General features: G+C 34.4%; 16 protein-coding genes and 1 riboswitch. Of the genes, 2 read left to right on the top strand and 14 right to left on the bottom strand.

Features of this window, described 5'->3' with window-relative positions; genetic code table 11:
* Position 1 precedes the first annotated feature (1 nt).
* The 9 genes from sufB to EUI_RS0103175 all read right to left on the bottom strand — a co-directional run bounded on the left by sufB (position 2) and on the right by EUI_RS0103175 (position 8,486).
* Positions 2 to 1,432 carry a Fe-S cluster assembly protein SufB gene (gene sufB, locus EUI_RS0103130; protein WP_010016009.1) on the bottom strand — a complete coding sequence of 477 codons (1,431 nt, stop codon included), beginning with the start codon at positions 1,430 to 1,432 and terminating at the stop codon, positions 2 to 4.
* The gene (gene sufU, locus EUI_RS0103135; protein ID WP_010016010.1) at positions 1,419 to 1,880 is read right to left on the bottom strand and encodes a Fe-S cluster assembly sulfur transfer protein SufU; all 462 of its coding nucleotides are present in this window, start codon (positions 1,878 to 1,880) and stop codon (positions 1,419 to 1,421) included. The genes sufB and sufU overlap by 14 nt, the downstream gene beginning before the upstream one ends.
* The gene (locus tag EUI_RS0103140; protein ID WP_010016011.1) at positions 1,858 to 3,093 is read right to left on the bottom strand and encodes a cysteine desulfurase; all 1,236 of its coding nucleotides are present in this window, start codon (positions 3,091 to 3,093) and stop codon (positions 1,858 to 1,860) included. The genes sufU and EUI_RS0103140 overlap by 23 nt, the downstream gene beginning before the upstream one ends.
* Entirely contained in the window at positions 3,080 to 4,264 is a 1,185-nt protein-coding gene (gene sufD, locus EUI_RS0103145; RefSeq protein ID WP_010016013.1) for a Fe-S cluster assembly protein SufD, read from the bottom strand. The genes EUI_RS0103140 and sufD overlap by 14 nt, the downstream gene beginning before the upstream one ends.
* 1 nt (position 4,265) lies before the next feature.
* A complete protein-coding gene (gene sufC, locus EUI_RS0103150) occupies positions 4,266 to 5,066 on the bottom strand; it encodes a Fe-S cluster assembly ATPase SufC (protein ID WP_010016014.1) in 801 nt (266 codons plus the stop codon).
* Position 5,067: 1 nt separating this feature from the next.
* Positions 5,068 to 5,910, bottom strand: coding sequence for a helix-turn-helix domain-containing protein (locus EUI_RS0103155; protein ID WP_010016016.1), 843 nt, complete (start codon positions 5,908 to 5,910; stop codon positions 5,068 to 5,070).
* 363 nt (positions 5,911 to 6,273) lie between these two features.
* Entirely contained in the window at positions 6,274 to 7,029 is a 756-nt protein-coding gene (locus tag EUI_RS0103165; protein ID WP_010016019.1) for a class I SAM-dependent methyltransferase, read from the bottom strand.
* On the bottom strand, positions 7,026 to 8,012 hold the full coding sequence (locus tag EUI_RS0103170) for a thymidylate synthase (protein WP_010016021.1): 987 nt from the start codon (positions 8,010 to 8,012) through the stop codon (positions 7,026 to 7,028). Before EUI_RS0103170 ends, EUI_RS0103165 begins: the two co-directional genes overlap by 4 nt.
* 36 nt (positions 8,013 to 8,048) lie before the next feature.
* Positions 8,049 to 8,486: a nucleoside 2-deoxyribosyltransferase gene (locus tag EUI_RS0103175; RefSeq protein WP_029508507.1), complete on the bottom strand. Its 438-nt coding sequence runs from the start codon at positions 8,484 to 8,486 to the stop codon at positions 8,049 to 8,051.
* A 119-nt stretch (positions 8,487 to 8,605) separates the two neighbouring features.
* A riboswitch (TPP riboswitch) is annotated at positions 8,606 to 8,713 on the bottom strand.
* A gap of 349 nt (positions 8,714 to 9,062) precedes the next feature.
* Here EUI_RS0103175 and EUI_RS0103180 point away from each other — a divergent pair.
* Positions 9,063 to 11,429 (top strand): phosphoketolase family protein, encoded by a 2,367-nt coding sequence (locus EUI_RS0103180; RefSeq protein WP_010016023.1) that lies wholly within the window; start codon positions 9,063 to 9,065, stop codon positions 11,427 to 11,429.
* 152 nt (positions 11,430 to 11,581) lie between these two features.
* Here EUI_RS0103180 and EUI_RS10505 read toward each other — a convergent pair whose 3' ends face one another.
* A complete protein-coding gene (locus EUI_RS10505) occupies positions 11,582 to 11,770 on the bottom strand; it encodes a hypothetical protein (protein WP_010016025.1) in 189 nt (62 codons plus the stop codon).
* Between the two features lie 635 nt (positions 11,771 to 12,405).
* Here EUI_RS10505 and EUI_RS10990 point away from each other — a divergent pair.
* Positions 12,406 to 12,522, top strand: coding sequence for a recombinase family protein (locus tag EUI_RS10990; RefSeq protein WP_373306362.1), 117 nt, complete (start codon positions 12,406 to 12,408; stop codon positions 12,520 to 12,522).
* A gap of 671 nt (positions 12,523 to 13,193) precedes the next feature.
* Here the strand turns inward: EUI_RS10990 and EUI_RS0103185 are convergent.
* Genes EUI_RS0103185 through EUI_RS0103200 form a run of 4 tightly spaced genes read right to left on the bottom strand, consistent with a single transcriptional unit; the run spans position 13,194 to position 15,861 of the window.
* A complete protein-coding gene (locus EUI_RS0103185; RefSeq protein WP_010016026.1) occupies positions 13,194 to 13,916 on the bottom strand; it encodes an SDR family oxidoreductase in 723 nt (240 codons plus the stop codon).
* Positions 13,917 to 13,921: 5 nt separating this feature from the next.
* Complete coding sequence (locus tag EUI_RS0103190) at positions 13,922 to 14,449, bottom strand: PadR family transcriptional regulator (RefSeq protein WP_010016027.1); 528 nt, start codon at positions 14,447 to 14,449, stop codon at positions 13,922 to 13,924.
* Positions 14,439 to 14,972, bottom strand: coding sequence for a 4'-phosphopantetheinyl transferase family protein (locus EUI_RS0103195; RefSeq protein ID WP_010016028.1), 534 nt, complete (start codon positions 14,970 to 14,972; stop codon positions 14,439 to 14,441). Before EUI_RS0103195 ends, EUI_RS0103190 begins: the two co-directional genes overlap by 11 nt.
* Positions 14,953 to 15,861, bottom strand: a complete 909-nt coding sequence (locus EUI_RS0103200; protein ID WP_010016030.1) for an MBL fold metallo-hydrolase — start codon at positions 15,859 to 15,861, stop codon at positions 14,953 to 14,955. The genes EUI_RS0103195 and EUI_RS0103200 overlap by 20 nt, the downstream gene beginning before the upstream one ends.
* Between the last annotated feature and the right edge of the window lie 2 nt (positions 15,862 to 15,863).

Consider the following 15,863-nt stretch of genomic DNA (forward strand, 5'->3'; position numbering starts at 1 on the left):
TTCACCCCACCGATCCAATCATTTCAAATTTCATTAAGCGATTTAATTCTACGGCATATTCCATTGGTAATTCTTTTGTGAAAGGCTCAATAAATCCCATGATAATCATTTCTGTGGCTTTTTCTGCAGAAATACCACGTGTCATCAAATAATATAGTTGTTCTTCAGAAACACGTGAAACTTTTGCTTCGTGTTCCATCGATACATTGCCATTTAAAATTGTGTTATACGGGATTGTGTCTGCTGATGATTGATCATCAACCAGAATTGTGTCACATTCGACATGGGCAAACGACCCATCAGACTCACGGCCAAACTTGACCGTCCCACGATAATCTGTTTTCCCACCATCGTGTGCAATTGATTTTGAGATGATGGATGATGACGTATTTTTAGCATTATGGATCATTTGTGCGCCAGAATCCAAATTAACGCCTTCACCAGCAACCGCAATTGACAACATAGTGCCCTTTGCGCCCTCACCATTCAAATAAACTGATGGATATTTCATCGTTGTTTTCGATCCAAAATTACCATCGACCCATTCCATAGTCGCATTTTCATGAGCAGATGCACGTTTTGTTTCCAACGAATACACATTATTTGACCAATTTTGAATTGTTGTGTACCGGCAATAACCATCTTTTTTGACAATAACTTCAACAACGGCTGCATGTAAAGCATCTCCAGAATACATCGGTGCTGAACAGCCTTCAACATAATCAACATGTGCACCCTCATCAACAATGATCAGCGTGCGTTCAAATTGCCCTTCGTTTTCTGTATTTATTCGAAAATATGATTGAATTGGCGTATTAACGTGCACGCCTTTGGGGACATAAATAAAGGTGCCACCCGACCAAACCGCAGCATTTAAAGCGGCTAATTTATTATTGGTTGGTTTCACCAAAGAACCAAAATATTCTTTCATCAGTTCTGGATACTCTTGCACTGCCGTATCTGTATCAGTAAAAACAATTCCCGTTTTAGCAAATTCATCTTTCATACGATGATACACCACTTCTGATTCATACTGTGCGGAAGATCCAGCCAACCATTTCCGTTCTGCTTCGGGGACACCTAATCTTTCAAACGTTTCTTTTAGTTCAATTGGCACATCATTCCAATCACGATACTTATCGTTTGTTGGTTTATTATAATAATAAATATCTTCAAACCGAATGTCACTCAAATCTGGTCCCCAACTATGCATTGGCATATCAAGATATGTTTGATACGCTTGCAACCGATAATCTAACATCCATTCTGGCTCGTTTTTCTTAGCAGATATTTGACGAATAATGCCCTCGTCTAATCCTTTGCCTGTCGAAAATACTGCCTTATAATCATCTTGAAAACCTAACGCCTTAGCTTTATCAACTGCAATCGCTGCACGAGTCTTATCAATCGCCTCTTGTCTATCTATTTCCATCATCGCACCTCCTATCATCTTTTATGACTAATAATTCATCTAAAGCATGCCATGCTAGTGTGGCACATTTGATACGCGCTGGAAATTTTGTCACACCAGCTAAAATCTGAGGTTCACCAAGAGACTTAACATCGGCTGCCTCACCACGCATCATTTTAGAAAATTCTGTCACTAAAAGTGTAGCTTGTGCGCGCGTTTTCCCAGATACCAAATCACTCATCATAGATGCTGATGCTTTTGATATCACACAACCATCACCATAGAAATGAATATCAGTCACTTTATCATCGACAATATCAAATGCCAAATCAATTATATCGCCACAAGTTGGATTATATTTTTGTATATGATACGTTTCTTGTCCCAACATTTGTCGAAAATGATGCGGATATTGCGCATATGACATGATTGTCTGGCGATATAAATTATCTAAATTGTGCAAACTCACGGTTAAAATACTCCTTAATTTTTTTAAGCGCATCAATCAATCGATCAATTTCTTCACGGGTATTATACAGGTAGAAACTCACACGCACTGTTGCTGCAACACCTAAGTAATCCATAAGAGGTTGCGCACAATGATGCCCTGCCCGTACTTCTATGCCTAATTGATCCAGCGCTGTTGCTAAATCATGAGCGTGCACGCCAGCCATATTAAACGCAATCACACCTGTATGATGCTCGCTATTTTGTGGCCCATAAATTGTAATTCCCGGCATCTTATTCAGTTGTGATAGTGCATAACCTACTAATTCATGTTCATGCTTTGTCACGTCAGCCATACCAATATGAGTTAGATAATCAATAGCTGCACCTAGTCCAATAGCACCGGCAATATTTGGTGTCCCAGCTTCAAAACGCCAAGGTATTGGTTGAAACGTGGCTTCCTGTAAATTTACGCGTTCAATCATTTCACCACCATATTGTGCTGGGGTCATTTTTTCTAATAGTTCACTTTTACCGTATAAGACACCAATGCCTGTTGGCCCCAACATTTTATGTCCTGAAAAAACCAAAAAATCAACAGCCATATCTTGTACATCGACTGCCATATGGGGCACTGATTGTGCACCATCTACAATCATAATAGCACCATGTTCATGAGCCATTTGGGCGAGCAATTTAATAGGATTAACAACACCTAACACATTAGAAACATGTGTCAGGGCAACTATTTTAGTTTTGTTAGTCATTTTTTGTTTAGCATCAGTTAAATTTAATGTGCCATCATTATTGAGGGCAATGTATTTCAAACTGGCTCCAACACGTTGTGCTAGTTGTTGCCATGGTACGATATTTGAATGGTGTTCCATATATGATAAAAGGATTTCATCACCTGGTTTGAGTTGATCAACACCATATGTGCTTGCCAACCAATTCAATGATTCAGTTGTCCCACGCGTAAATAAAATTTCAGTTCTTTTTTTTGCATGAATAAACATTTGTACTTTATCACGAACTTGTTCATATTGCTCAGTTGCACGTTGTGAGAGTTCGTAAATACCACGATGCACATTAGCATTATCATTTTGATAATAATTAACCAAGGCATCCATCATAACTTGTGGTTTTTGTGACGTCGCTGCACTATCCAAATAAATCATTTGTTGACCATTAATTTTTTGATTTAAAATCGGAAAATCAGATCTAATCGTCTTCATATTGTAACTTTCTTTCTATTTCTGACATCACTTTTTGTTGGGCTGCCCGAGTCGGCATTTTCATTAAAACCTCTCCCATAAAGCCACGAATAACTAACTTACGAGCCACGCGTTCACTAATGCCACGACTCATTAAATAATACATTTGCTCGTCATCCACACGGCCCACAGAAGCAGCATGCCCTGCTGTGACGTCATTTTCATCAATAAGCAATAACGGATTAGCATCCCCTCTCGCTCGACGAGATAACATCAATACGCGTGATTCTTGTTGCGCATCTGATCCCTTGGCGCCTTTAATTATTTGACCAATACCATTAAACACCAAGGTTGAACGATTTAAAATTACACCACGTTGAAAAATATGACCAACAGTATGTCGGCCTTTATTTAGAACAGTTGTAACTAGGCCTTGCGTTTGTTTTTTTATCGTTAATCCAATGACATTAGCATGCGATGTGGCGCCTTCACCATTTAGTTGACTAGCTACTCGCATCACGACATTGCCATCATTAAATTCCGCATTTTGCCAATCAACAGTAGCATGGTCTTTAACTAGGACCTCTCGGTTAATGAATGCGGTTGTCTGTTCCCCTAAAGAATCAATATTAGCGTAAGTCACTTGTGCACCAACCTTAGCCAATACTTCTATTACCACAGAGGCCTTTGTTTTTTCAGAACCAATCGTATGCATTTCTTGCAGAATAGTAACTTTCGCATGCGCGCCAACACAAACAAAAATTCGAGCCACAAAATCTTGACCTGACATAGCCAAATGATTCAATGTGAGATGCAAAACATCATCAAATTTTACTTGGTCTGGAATATATACAAATATACCAGTATTAAATTGTTCATAGTTTTGAGCAGATAAACGATCAGCGCGTTTTGAAATAACACTACCAATGAGTTTATTAACTAAGGGCCCATACACCATCTGTGCTTGTTTCATGCCCATTACAATGACACCTTGTGCTATCATATTTTCCGACAAATGTTGATACGTAGTGGATTGCCCACTCACTTCGATGCCACTGATAGTATTCTTCAGAAAGTAAGTTGTTTTAGTATTTTCTGTAGCCGGTGTCAGCTCATCAAGTTGCCAACCACTATATCGAACTTTAGCGAACTCTGGCAATGGTAGAGATGCTATTGCAATATTATCAACCATATTAATCCTCCACAAAATACGAATTTGTTTCTTCGTCTGTCAGGTGAACATCCAAACCAAGTTCATCTCGCAATCCTGCGTACCCCTCAGCCTCCAATTTTTTGGCTAAGTTGGCATCGCCTGTTTTTACAATTTTACCGTCCATCATCACATGAACAAAATCAGGTACAATGTAGTCAAGCAAACGTTGATAGTGTGTAATCATCAGTGCCCCGAATTCATTAGAACGCATACTATTAACACCACGTGAAACAACTTTTAAGGCATCAATATCTAATCCAGAATCAATTTCATCCAAAATAGCAATTTGTGGTTGAATCATCATCATCTGTAAAATTTCATTTCGCTTTTTTTCGCCACCAGAAAATCCCTCATTTAGATAACGTTCCGCCATTTCTTCAGTCATAGCCAAAAATTCACGTTTTTCATCTAGCTTTTCAATAAATGACATCACACTAATTTGATCATCTTCAGGGCGTCGCGCATTAATTGCCGCACGCATAAATTCAGTATTAGTGACACCTTGAATTTCTGAGGGGTACTGCATAGCCAAAAATAATCCCGCGCGTGCGCGTGCGTCAACTGACATTTCAGCTAAATTTTGACCGTCAATGTAAATATTGCCTTGGGTCACTTGGTATGCGGGATGTCCCATAATTGTTTGCGATAACGTTGATTTTCCGGTACCATTGGGACCCATAATTGCATGTATTTCACCTGTATTGACAATTAAATCAAGGCCTTTTAAAATTTCTTTACCTGCCACCGAAACATGTAAATTTTCTACTTTTAATGTTGTCATATTATATATCCTTTTTTCGCTGATTAATTTTATTCAGCATACTTTCATTTTTATGAAATTTTGCAATCATACGGACATTATTAATCATTTCATTGACAATAAAATGTTGATTATGCCATATGTCGCCAGCTTCTATCAGTAACCAAAATAAATTTTCTAAAAAATAAGTGCTATCACTATCATTTGTGAAATTAATTCCATAAGTTGCCAACATCATAGCATATTTATAGTTTTTAAGCGACATTTGATACTGTGCTAATAAATAGAATATTGCTGCTTGAAAACCTGATCTATCTGCTACCATTAGGTTTTTCTGATGCCGCCAGACATCATCAAATATTTTTTCTGCTTCATTAAAAAAGCCTTGTTGATAATAATAATGGATAGTTATCGCATAAAATAATAATTGTTGTAGTTGACTAAATTGTGAAACATCAATTTTTTTGAGTAATTTTGTTGCTTTTACATCATTTTTCTGAAAAAAAACCAATGAAAAATATTGTAACAATTGATAAGTGCTTTGCTCTGAATCCAGTAGGTTATCGATGTCAACTTGTGTCATCAGCTGATGATATTTTACTAGATTTTGATAAAACAGCGCTTTCATGGCAAGTGCTAGAACCTGTTCATTAGATGTTGTTTTTAGTGTCACATGAATTGGAAAAATATCGTTGAGTGTTAATCCTAAGCGTTCACATAGTAAGATCATAATATCAACCGCTGGCACTTGTCTATGTTTTTCAAATTTAGACAAAGTAGCCTGCGTGCAAATATTGATGCAAAGTGACATTTGTGACATTTTCAAACGTTTGCGTGTATGAATAAATTTTTCTACATTAATCATTTTGACCTCTTTAATAGTTTATATTTTTCTATTTAAAAAGTGCAGACCAACTGTTTTCACAGTTGGTCTGCACTTTTTAAACACATTACCAACTGTCCACTAAATTGAAAAATTTTAGTAGACAGTCACAAAAATTAGCCTACTAATCAACAGATGAGCAGTAGGTTAACGATGGCAAAATTATTTGATTTTCTTATTGTTATTTTCATTTATTTTTCTTCTATTTTTTATATGATATATATTGATTCTAATAGAAAAACATTATTATGTCAAATTTTTTTAGCAATTTTAATTAAATAATTTATAAAATATAACTAATCACTTATGTTTATAAGAAATAAATATGTTGCTTGTTTATCATTATTATTTAATTGCTTGATACATAATAAATGGCGCTTTTGTTTTTTCATTCGTCCAACCATTATAATGATATCTTTTTTTAATCTCTTTTAATTGCGCCGTCGTAAAATCACTTAGCACCGGGTAAGTTACCTGTATATTTAAGAATCCTGCCTTTTTTAAATTATTTTCATACATACGATTGGGCCAATGAAAATCATGCAAAATAAGATTTTCGCCCTGAGAAACATGTAATGTTTCTACTCTTGATTCACCATAACCATAATGCTTACTAGTTACCCCATTTTGAAACGTTGAAAACGGAATGCCTGTCGTATTTGGATTTGTATCTAATATAATAAAACAACTACCTGGTTGAAGCACACGATATATTTCAGCCATAATATGTTGAATACGACTTTCAGAATGATTATTTATAAATACGTAACAAGCGATAGCGCCACCAATTGTATTTTCTTGTACATCCTTTAAACTATCATTTTCAACAACACCATAAACAACGTTTTTGTGTGATCTTTCTGTTTTAGCCAAGTTGATCATTTTTTGAGATTCATCCACCGCCAAAATATGAGCATTTGTTTGTTGTGCTAGTCTAAGCGATACTTTCCCCGGTCCACAACCGTAATCTAAAATAGTGTCGATTGATTTTCCTGAAAAGAATGAGAATATTTTATCATATCCTAAAACTTGTTCTAACACATCATTATACCGATTAAACTGATCAGCAATTTTATTATTTTTGAACATATTTTCTATCATAATTTGCCTGCTTTTATTATATTTGGCCACTTGTTATGTAAAAAAAAACGATATATTGGTAACAAATGTGCGACTATGACGTCGTCAATTATTTTATGATAATAAATCATTTGATAAATGCTCAATAAAGCCAATACTTGTTGCCAATATACCGATAGGCCTGTTTGCTCGATAGATTGCCAACTCATTGTCAATTGATTCTGACGTAATTGCTTTTCATATGTCATAAGTTTTTGAATCATTAACCAGTTATTTTCCTTCGGCATGCTGGGGAAAACAAATTGATTATATCGCTTTTCTTTTAATACATGAGTGACCCATTGATTATCTGGCTCATAGATATGCATGGTGCCTACACGATGATAATAATTACCTACGGCAAGGTTAAGTTCAGTTGCCATTAACTCCTGTATAATAGTGAACGAAAACACGTCACTCACCATACCTCTAAATGCGTCATTTGCCCGCATATAGGTAATCATCTGCAATTTGTTATGACGAATTAAAAATTGCAAACCAAGCGTACATGAAACATCCAAATTGTCTGCCACCGCCAATTCATTGGCATCAAAAATTTGAATCACAGCACGCTTAGAATCTGGATCTTTACGTAAAATTTTTTTAACATTTTCCCATTGATTCAGTTGTCCTTGTCCAAAATGAAAAATTTTAGAGCCATATGCTGTACCCGTCAGCGTTTGCTTATCCATTGAATAATTAGTCATACGTTGATTGTAATAACTAATATCGCTTAGCTTATTACTACCAGATAAGTACCACAAGGCCTCTGCAAAATTAAAAATAATATTACATTTACGTTTTGTATTATATATACCACGTTGCACTGGATTTTCAATTTCAAAATCAAACGCTAACTTTTCACGGCTTTTAAAGCCACGTGGCGCATTATAAAAATCTGCATGATAATAAAGATCATCTAATACAGACATATAGGCACTATCAAATGTTTTATAAGTTGTCATACCAATCCCCTTAATTAATTTTAGTAACTATCTATCTTAGTCTAGAAAATGTTGTATTTGCGATAAACAATCAGCTGCATCTGCATAGTACAGATATGTCACATTGCCAATTGCACCTAAACCAGTGACTAAATAAGCGTAGGTTGTATCTTTTTGTAAAAGTAAGACAATTTGCTTTTCACATGCCGAAGCCCACCCAATCTCTATATGTGTTCCTGGAGAAGCAGGTGTGCCTGGAAATGCCATAAATAACTGGCAACTTTTAATAGCTTGGAAATCTGCATGCGTACACTGATTTGGTGACATCATATTTCTTCCCCAATTTTCGCGTTTATGCGCATTATCAACTATAAAATGTTGATTTTCAAGTAGTTGAATCACTTTGTTGATCATGTTCTTGTTTCGCGAGTCTATCACCTGTTCTGCCGTAAGCAGTTGTTTAAATGGTGCGGCCAAGAAAATATGTTTGTTCAAAAAATGCCCTCCTAAATTTAAAAGTAACGTATAGAAAAAAGCATTTGTAATAACAATGGTTATCATTACAAACACTCTAAATAGATATGGTATGGTTTTTTACGATTGTGTGAGCAGTCATCGTATGTATCATACTTTCCTACGCTGTTTGCAACAGATCAGGTTCAAAGGGTTCAAAGTCTATCACTTCTCTCTCAGCTTTTTCAAAAGCACCCCTAGCATGTTAATTATTAATCGATTAATAACAAAATGATTCTACCACACATCATAAAAATAATGCAAACCTTAGCCACTTAATAAAATAATTTTTTTCGCTCATAGACACCTACCATGAGTGACATTATTTTATATAATTCAATACCAATATTTAAATTGGTTCGGTCCAATTTAAATATTGGTATTGACTTTTTAAGAAAGAAACATTACGCTAAGGGTGTAAAAAAATAGTTGATGTTTGACAATTTGATTTTTAAATTTTTCATAATACTTTGCAAAGTAATGATCATACGTCGCTGTGCTTTTACATGATTATTTCATGCACGTTGTCATATATCATCATAACTTGGAGGAATAAACATGAATATTGACTCAAAAGATTATCTTCGTCATTTAGATGCTTACTGGCGAGCAGCTAATTATCTATCAGTTGGTCAGCTTTACTTGTTAGACAATCCACTACTAAAAGAAAAACTCACCGCAGATCAAATAAAAATTCATCCTATTGGTCATTGGGGAACCATTCCTAGTCAAAATTTCATTTACGCACATTTAAACCGTGCGATTAACAAATTTGATTTAGATATGTTTTATATTGAAGGCCCTGGACATGGTGGCCAAGTCATGATTTCCAATGCCTACTTAGATGGTAGCTATACTGAAGCGTTTCCAGAGATTACACAAGATTTGACTGGCATGCAAAAAATGTTTAAACGTTTTTCATTTCCGGGCGGTGTTGCCTCACATGCCGATCCAAAGGTACCTGGTTCTATTCACGAAGGCGGTGCATTAGGTTATTCGATACTGCATGGTGCAGGTGCTGTATTAGATAATCCAAATCTTATCGCTGCTGTAGTGGTGGGAGATGGTGAAGCTGAAACCGCACCACTTGCTACATCATGGCATGTCAATAAGTTTTTAAATCCAAAAAATGACGGCACTGTACTACCAATTTTGAATTTAAACGGCTTCAAAATTGCTAATCCAACAGTCTTGTCACGAGAATCTGATGATACCTTAGCAGAATATTTCCATAGTCTTGGTTGGCATCCTTATTTCGTTAGTTCGTTTGATAAGTCTATCATGCAAGTTCATGAAGAAATGGCCAAAACAATGGACACTGTATTTGAAGAAATCAAACAGATTCGTGAACATGCGGCACAACAAACAAATGATAACGTTACTCGCCCAATTTGGCCAATGATTGTTTTACGTTCACCCAAAGGCTGGACTGGTCCCAAAACTTGGGATGGTCAACCTATTGAAAATTCGTTTCGCGCGCATCAAATTCCAATTCCAGTTGACCAAAATCATCCTGAGTATATACCAGATCTCGTTAATTGGCTAAAGTCATATAGACCAGAAGAGTTATTTGATAAAAATGGTCATTTAGCAGAAGCTATTCAAGAAGTATTGCCTAAAAAAGACCTGCGTATGGCAAGTAACGCTGTTACCAACGCTGGTATCATTAAATCTTTGTCACTTCCTGATCTCGATGCTTATCTCGTTAAAGATGCTAAACCAGGAAAACGCCTAGCGCAAGATGCAACTCTGCTAGGGGAGTATATCAGAGATATTATTAAACTCAATCCTACTAATTTCCGTGGTTTTGGGCCAGATGAAACAGCCTCTAACCGTTTTCAAGACGTTTTTGAAACAACCAATCGTCAATGGTTGCTACCAATTAAAGAGCCAAATGATCAATTTATGGCACCTGAAGGTCGTATTATTGATTCGATGCTATCTGAACACTATGACGAGGGTATGTTAGAAGCATATACTCTGACAGGTCGACATGGGTTCTTTGCAAGTTATGAAATCTTCATTCGTGAAGTTGATGATATGATTGTACAACACTTCAAGTGGCTGAACCATTCGCATGAGGTATCATGGCGTAAAGATGTACCAGCTATAAATATCATTGCTGACTCAACAGTATTCCAACAAGATCATAATGGTTATTCACACCAAGATCCTGGTGTCACAACAATGTTATACGAAAAACAGCCTAATTTTGTTCGTGAATTCTTCCCAGCAGACGCCAATAGTTTAGTTGCAACTTTCCAACATGCTGTACAAATGACACAACAAATCAACTATATTGTTGCAAGTAAGCATCCCCGTCTGCAATGGTTTTCTCCTTATGAAGCACGGCAACTTGTTAAAAACGGATTGCGCATGATTGACTGGGCAAGTACTGATCATGGTGAAAAACCTGATATCATTATTGCCTCTGCTGGCTCCGAGCCAACTACTGAAAGTTTAGCAGCGATACAAATTCTCCACCAACATATACCAACATTGAAAATTCGTTATATCAACGTACTCGATTTGTTTAAATTACGTGCAGACGCAACTTATGGTTTGAGTGATGATGAATTTGATAGTTACTTCACAACAGATACACCTGTCTTGTTTGCTTTTCACGGTTATGAACCTATGATTGAATCGATTTTTTTCAAGCGTCATAATCACAATCTAACAGTTCATGGCTATCGCGAATTTGGTGATATTACAACACCATTTGATATGCGTGTACTCAATCAAATTGACAGGTTTAACCTGGTCAAGTCAGTGATTACGGCACTACCACATGATGTCGCTATCAAGCATACTGGTCTTATTCAAGAAATGACAGATATGCTTGATAAACATGTTATCTATACAAGAACGAAAGGGGCTGACTTGCCCGAAATAGAAAATTGGCAGTGGCAACCTTTGAAATAACTTTTTATATATTTTAAATAAAGCACATTTCATTTGAAACTCAAGTATTGTTTACTTGAGTTTTTTGCGTTTTTAGTCATAATAGAATACAAATGATTGCTTAAAACAACTGCAACAATTAGTAGCATACTCAGAACTATAAAACTGAATGGTTATAACCGTACGCCAAGCGTTGGCATCTCGTAAATGTTTGATAAATTTGGCCGTTGACGGTACGCATACACCGTAGTTGGCTGGTTAAAACGATGATTCATAACAGAAAAAATATCGAATTCTCGAATTAAACGATGAATATGATTTGTCTCATGGTGTAAAGTTAAGACAGTTAAAATTCGTGGCACCCCATAAGCTTTTTAGTTTTTCTACTGCATTCTCAGCAAAAATCCCTTTAATAGGTTATCTTCTCGTTGTCGAATCGTCCTGCAATAATTAATCCAATCAAAATAAGTACTCTTGGATATCAGATCAGATGAAGCATTGTGTTGAGCTTAAAGTTGTGCTTCAATAACGATTAAGTAATTGGCAAATGGCTCCTTTTTGTGTCACCTGCATGTTTTCGCCCAATAAAACTGATGCAATTGCTTATCAAGTTGTGCGTGATAAGCTCTCATTTCTTCTTTAAGTCGTGTAACTTCTTTTTGCATCTCATGAAACTCAGAACGACTAACAATCTTACCGTTCGTTGGTATCAGCATCAATGATTTGGGCTTTTTTCACACAACAAGTACCAGTTTAAACTGCTAGGTTGTATTCAGTTCGCCGACCGTCCCTCGTTGTACAAGGCAATGCTTGATGATTTAAATTCAAGTGAGTATCTTTTAACTTTCATAAATAAAAAGCTTCTACATTTAATTCCCTCGAGTTCTGCTCTAGAAATAAAGCAGTTCAGATTTTCAATATGCGAGCCAATTAATGAGGAAAAAAGTATTCAGGAATTACAACTTCACGAACACAATTTAAAAAACAAGTAGAACTTATCCAGCTAAATGACACATTGGTTGTCACAAAATTAAATCACTTTGCTCATAAAACACGAAAAACATTAAATTTAATTGATAATTTATTGAAGAAAAAGTCATCATCGCAGTTTTAAATTTGAAAAAAATTGCCGAAACCTCAATGAATAGTATGATTGTTAAAACCTTGCTATCAGCTTCTTAAATAAGACTGACATGATTATTGAATTAACACAAGCCCGTAAAATGTTTATCAAACAACATAAACACATAAACACATAAAATTAATTATTGATCCACAAGAAAAAAGATAGCCAAAATCCAGCCATCTTTGATTATTCAATAACTCACACTAATAAATTAACAGCTGAAGTATTTAATAGTTCACCAAGAACAGTATCTTATATAAAAGCCATGTTTACTTAGTAAGTTAACATCAGAACCAGATCAATTTCTTAATTAAACTATTGCTATTCTATATTGCAATAGACCGTCCAATCAGAAAAAATTATGCTAAATATATATTAACTAGCAAATAAATAATATTAATCCCACTAATCAAATAGTCACTTGAATCATACATTTGTATTGTAACAAATAACCAGATACTGAGGTATTGCTTCAGATAATTGGAAATCTAGTTAATTCGGTAATATTTTCAACCATGTACTTGAATAGTACATTTCAACTATTTTAATTCCATGTTTAATTAAGTATAATTTCTTCTTTTACCTTAGAAGTAATTTTTAAAAATAGCTACTCACTTGATATTACTTGTTCTAATGCAGATATCCACAGCTATAATAACCTAAACACTCATACCACCATCGATTACTAATGTTTGTCCCGTAATATAACTATTAGTAATCAATAATGCTGCTGCATCAGCAACATCAGATGTTCTTCCAAACCTTTTTAAGGGTATATCATTAATAATTTTTTGTTTATTACGCTCACTAAGTTTATCGGTCATATCTGAGTGAATCATTCCAGGAGCAATTGCATTAACTCTAATATTATACCTAGCAGCTTCCAATGAAAGTGTCTTAGTAAAACCAATAACCCCTGCTTTTGAGGTGGCATAATTAGTTTGCCCAACATGCCCCATTTTTGCCACAACTGAAGCCATATTTAATATGCTCCCCCCTTGCTTTTTCATAATCATATTTTTATATATCAGTTGTGTAACGTTAAACATACTATGCAAATTAGTATCAACTACTTGTATAAAATCACTTCTTGTCATAGATGAAAATAGTTTATCACTTACAATTCCTGCATTATTAACCAAAATATCAATATTTTTTTCATTTAAAAATTTGCCCAACTGTAATTGACATTCATCAAAGTTATCCACATCAAATTTTAAAAAAATAACCGGTTTCTCAAATTCTGAAAATATCTTATTTTGCGGTTCATTTCTTCCATTCAGAATAATATGCCCACCCATTGAATCTAGCTTCTTAGCAATCGCTAATCCAATGCCCTTTGTTGATCCAGTAACAAGGATATTTTTCCCATTTACATCCATTTATTCTACTTCCTTTTATTGTAGCTATCCAACTGTAGTTGAATTACTTCAATTACTGCTTTATAATATGCCATTCCATATGTTACCGTAAAGTTCTGATGATCTGTTATTCCATTACTATCCCAGTCTGACATATTACTTAGTAAGTCATTTAAATCAGATTTTTTCCTGTTTAACTCCTCTTTCAAAAAATCAATTTGTTTCCCAGGTAATAATGAATCACCAAAATAAATCTTCATCAAAAAATCAGACTTTAAAATTTCTGGCTCTGTTTTCTCATTTACAGATTTTTTAAACTCAATTTTACCAGAATCGGTAATAAAAAAAATATTTTTGTTTGGTTTATCATCTTGATTAATTCTTTTTTTAGAAACCAAGCCATCTTTTTCAAGATTCTTTAGAGTTGGATATATCATTCCAAACCCACCATCATAAAAATGGCGCAAATGAATTTGCAAAATATCGTTTATTTGATAACCTGTAAGTCCACATTTAGTATTTAATAATCCTAAAATTACCTCTTTACCTTTCATAATTTATCCTTTCCACATTATAAATTATAGAAATAATATACTTTTTTACTTTAAAAATATAATATCTTCCCATATACTGAAAACCTGTTTTTGTACTAATAAATTCTACACATTTTTTATCTATAAGATATATATATACTGAATTAATTCCAAATGTTAAGCCCAAACCAATGCTCTTTGCAGCAGCCTCCTTCAATGTCCACATTAATGTTAAGGAAATTGATTCATGGTTATTCATAAGCATTTGTTCCGCATTATGAAATAAGTAACTAAGTTCAGATTTAATAATCTTTGATTCTACATCAATTCCAATCACTGAATCACTCAAGACAATTAATTTTAATATTTCTTTATGAGAAATAGAGCACCAAATTTTTTCTTTACCGTTTGCAAATATATGCGGCTTATTAAATCTGTCCTTAAAAAATTTAATATCATGTAAATCTGGGTAAATTAAAGAAATTTCATTTAAAATCAATCTTTCAGAATTTTCATTTATATCTTCAATCATCAAATGAATCATAATTGTTATCCAAATAAATATTCAATACTTCGGAAAAGGGCAGAAAATAGTCATAGGAAATAAATGTTTTGAATATTTCTTCTGCAGTTTGCGCAACTGGTTTCAAACGGTCCGTCTCAAATATGTTATTAACTTTTTTTTCTGTTCTCTTTCTACGTCGTATTGTATTTTTTATATTAATTTTTAATCCATCTAATTCAAACGGCTTTCCATGGCCAATAAATATTTCGATAGGTTGTAAATCAACCAATTTTTTCATTTCACCTATAGACATTTTTCTAAAGCTAACCAATTTATTTTGTGTTTTATCCATTTCAATAATATTATTAAAAAATACATTATGTAAAATGATGTCTCCAGATACAATTTCGGCATTCTTTCTTCGATAACATATTAAATCACTTGATGAATGCCCCTCAACTGGTATAAATGTCCATTCTCCAAAACTCGATGTTTCAGTTGATGCTTTAATAGGAAATCCTCTACGTTTTTTTACCGAGTATGAATCGTCATATTCCATCAACATTCTATTTAGGATTTGTACTTTATACTCGTCCTTAATTATAAATCTATCAATAAGTCTTTCATTATTTTTGATAGTATTCCACTGAATTCCTTGAAAATTCAAAATATTCTCGTTATAAATAACAGGAATACTTTCCGGGAAAAATTTCAATCCACCGATATGATCAATATGATGATGAGTTAGAACTATATATTTTATATCGTCTAGCTCATTACCTGCATTCCTAAACATCCTTAAAAATACCAAAAAAGATTGCAATCTATCAGGCCCGCAATCAAACAATATTTTGTTTTCATTATCCCAATATATGTTAACATCCGGTAACAATTCATCTCCTTGTGAGACCGTGAATTGTTTTAGCATCG

Origin of the sequence: Leuconostoc gelidum subsp. gelidum KCTC 3527 (assembly GCF_000166715.1) — a bacterium.
Lineage (GTDB): Bacteria > Bacillota > Bacilli > Lactobacillales > Lactobacillaceae > Leuconostoc > Leuconostoc gelidum.

Coding starts and splice junctions, on each gene's coding strand:
- EUI_RS0103170 (WP_010016021.1), bottom strand. CDS start 8,012: ATGACAACTTATAAAACATTTGATAGTGCCTATATGTCTGTATTAGAT.
- EUI_RS0103155 (WP_010016016.1), bottom strand. CDS start 5,910: ATGATTAATGTAGAAAAATTTATTCATACACGCAAACGTTTGAAAATG.
- EUI_RS0103140 (WP_010016011.1), bottom strand. CDS start 3,093: ATGAAGACGATTAGATCTGATTTTCCGATTTTAAATCAAAAAATTAAT.
- EUI_RS0103190 (WP_010016027.1), bottom strand. CDS start 14,449: ATGAAAGGTAAAGAGGTAATTTTAGGATTATTAAATACTAAATGTGGA.
- sufC (WP_010016014.1), bottom strand. CDS start 5,066: ATGACAACATTAAAAGTAGAAAATTTACATGTTTCGGTGGCAGGTAAA.
- EUI_RS0103195 (WP_010016028.1), bottom strand. CDS start 14,972: ATGATTCATTTGATGATTGAAGATATAAATGAAAATTCTGAAAGATTG.
- EUI_RS0103200 (WP_010016030.1), bottom strand. CDS start 15,861: ATGCTAAAACAATTCACGGTCTCACAAGGAGATGAATTGTTACCGGAT.
- EUI_RS0103185 (WP_010016026.1), bottom strand. CDS start 13,916: ATGGATGTAAATGGGAAAAATATCCTTGTTACTGGATCAACAAAGGGC.
- EUI_RS0103180 (WP_010016023.1), top strand. CDS start 9,063: ATGAATATTGACTCAAAAGATTATCTTCGTCATTTAGATGCTTACTGG.
- EUI_RS0103165 (WP_010016019.1), bottom strand. CDS start 7,029: ATGATAGAAAATATGTTCAAAAATAATAAAATTGCTGATCAGTTTAAT.
- sufB (WP_010016009.1), bottom strand. CDS start 1,432: ATGGAAATAGATAGACAAGAGGCGATTGATAAGACTCGTGCAGCGATT.
- sufD (WP_010016013.1), bottom strand. CDS start 4,264: ATGGTTGATAATATTGCAATAGCATCTCTACCATTGCCAGAGTTCGCT.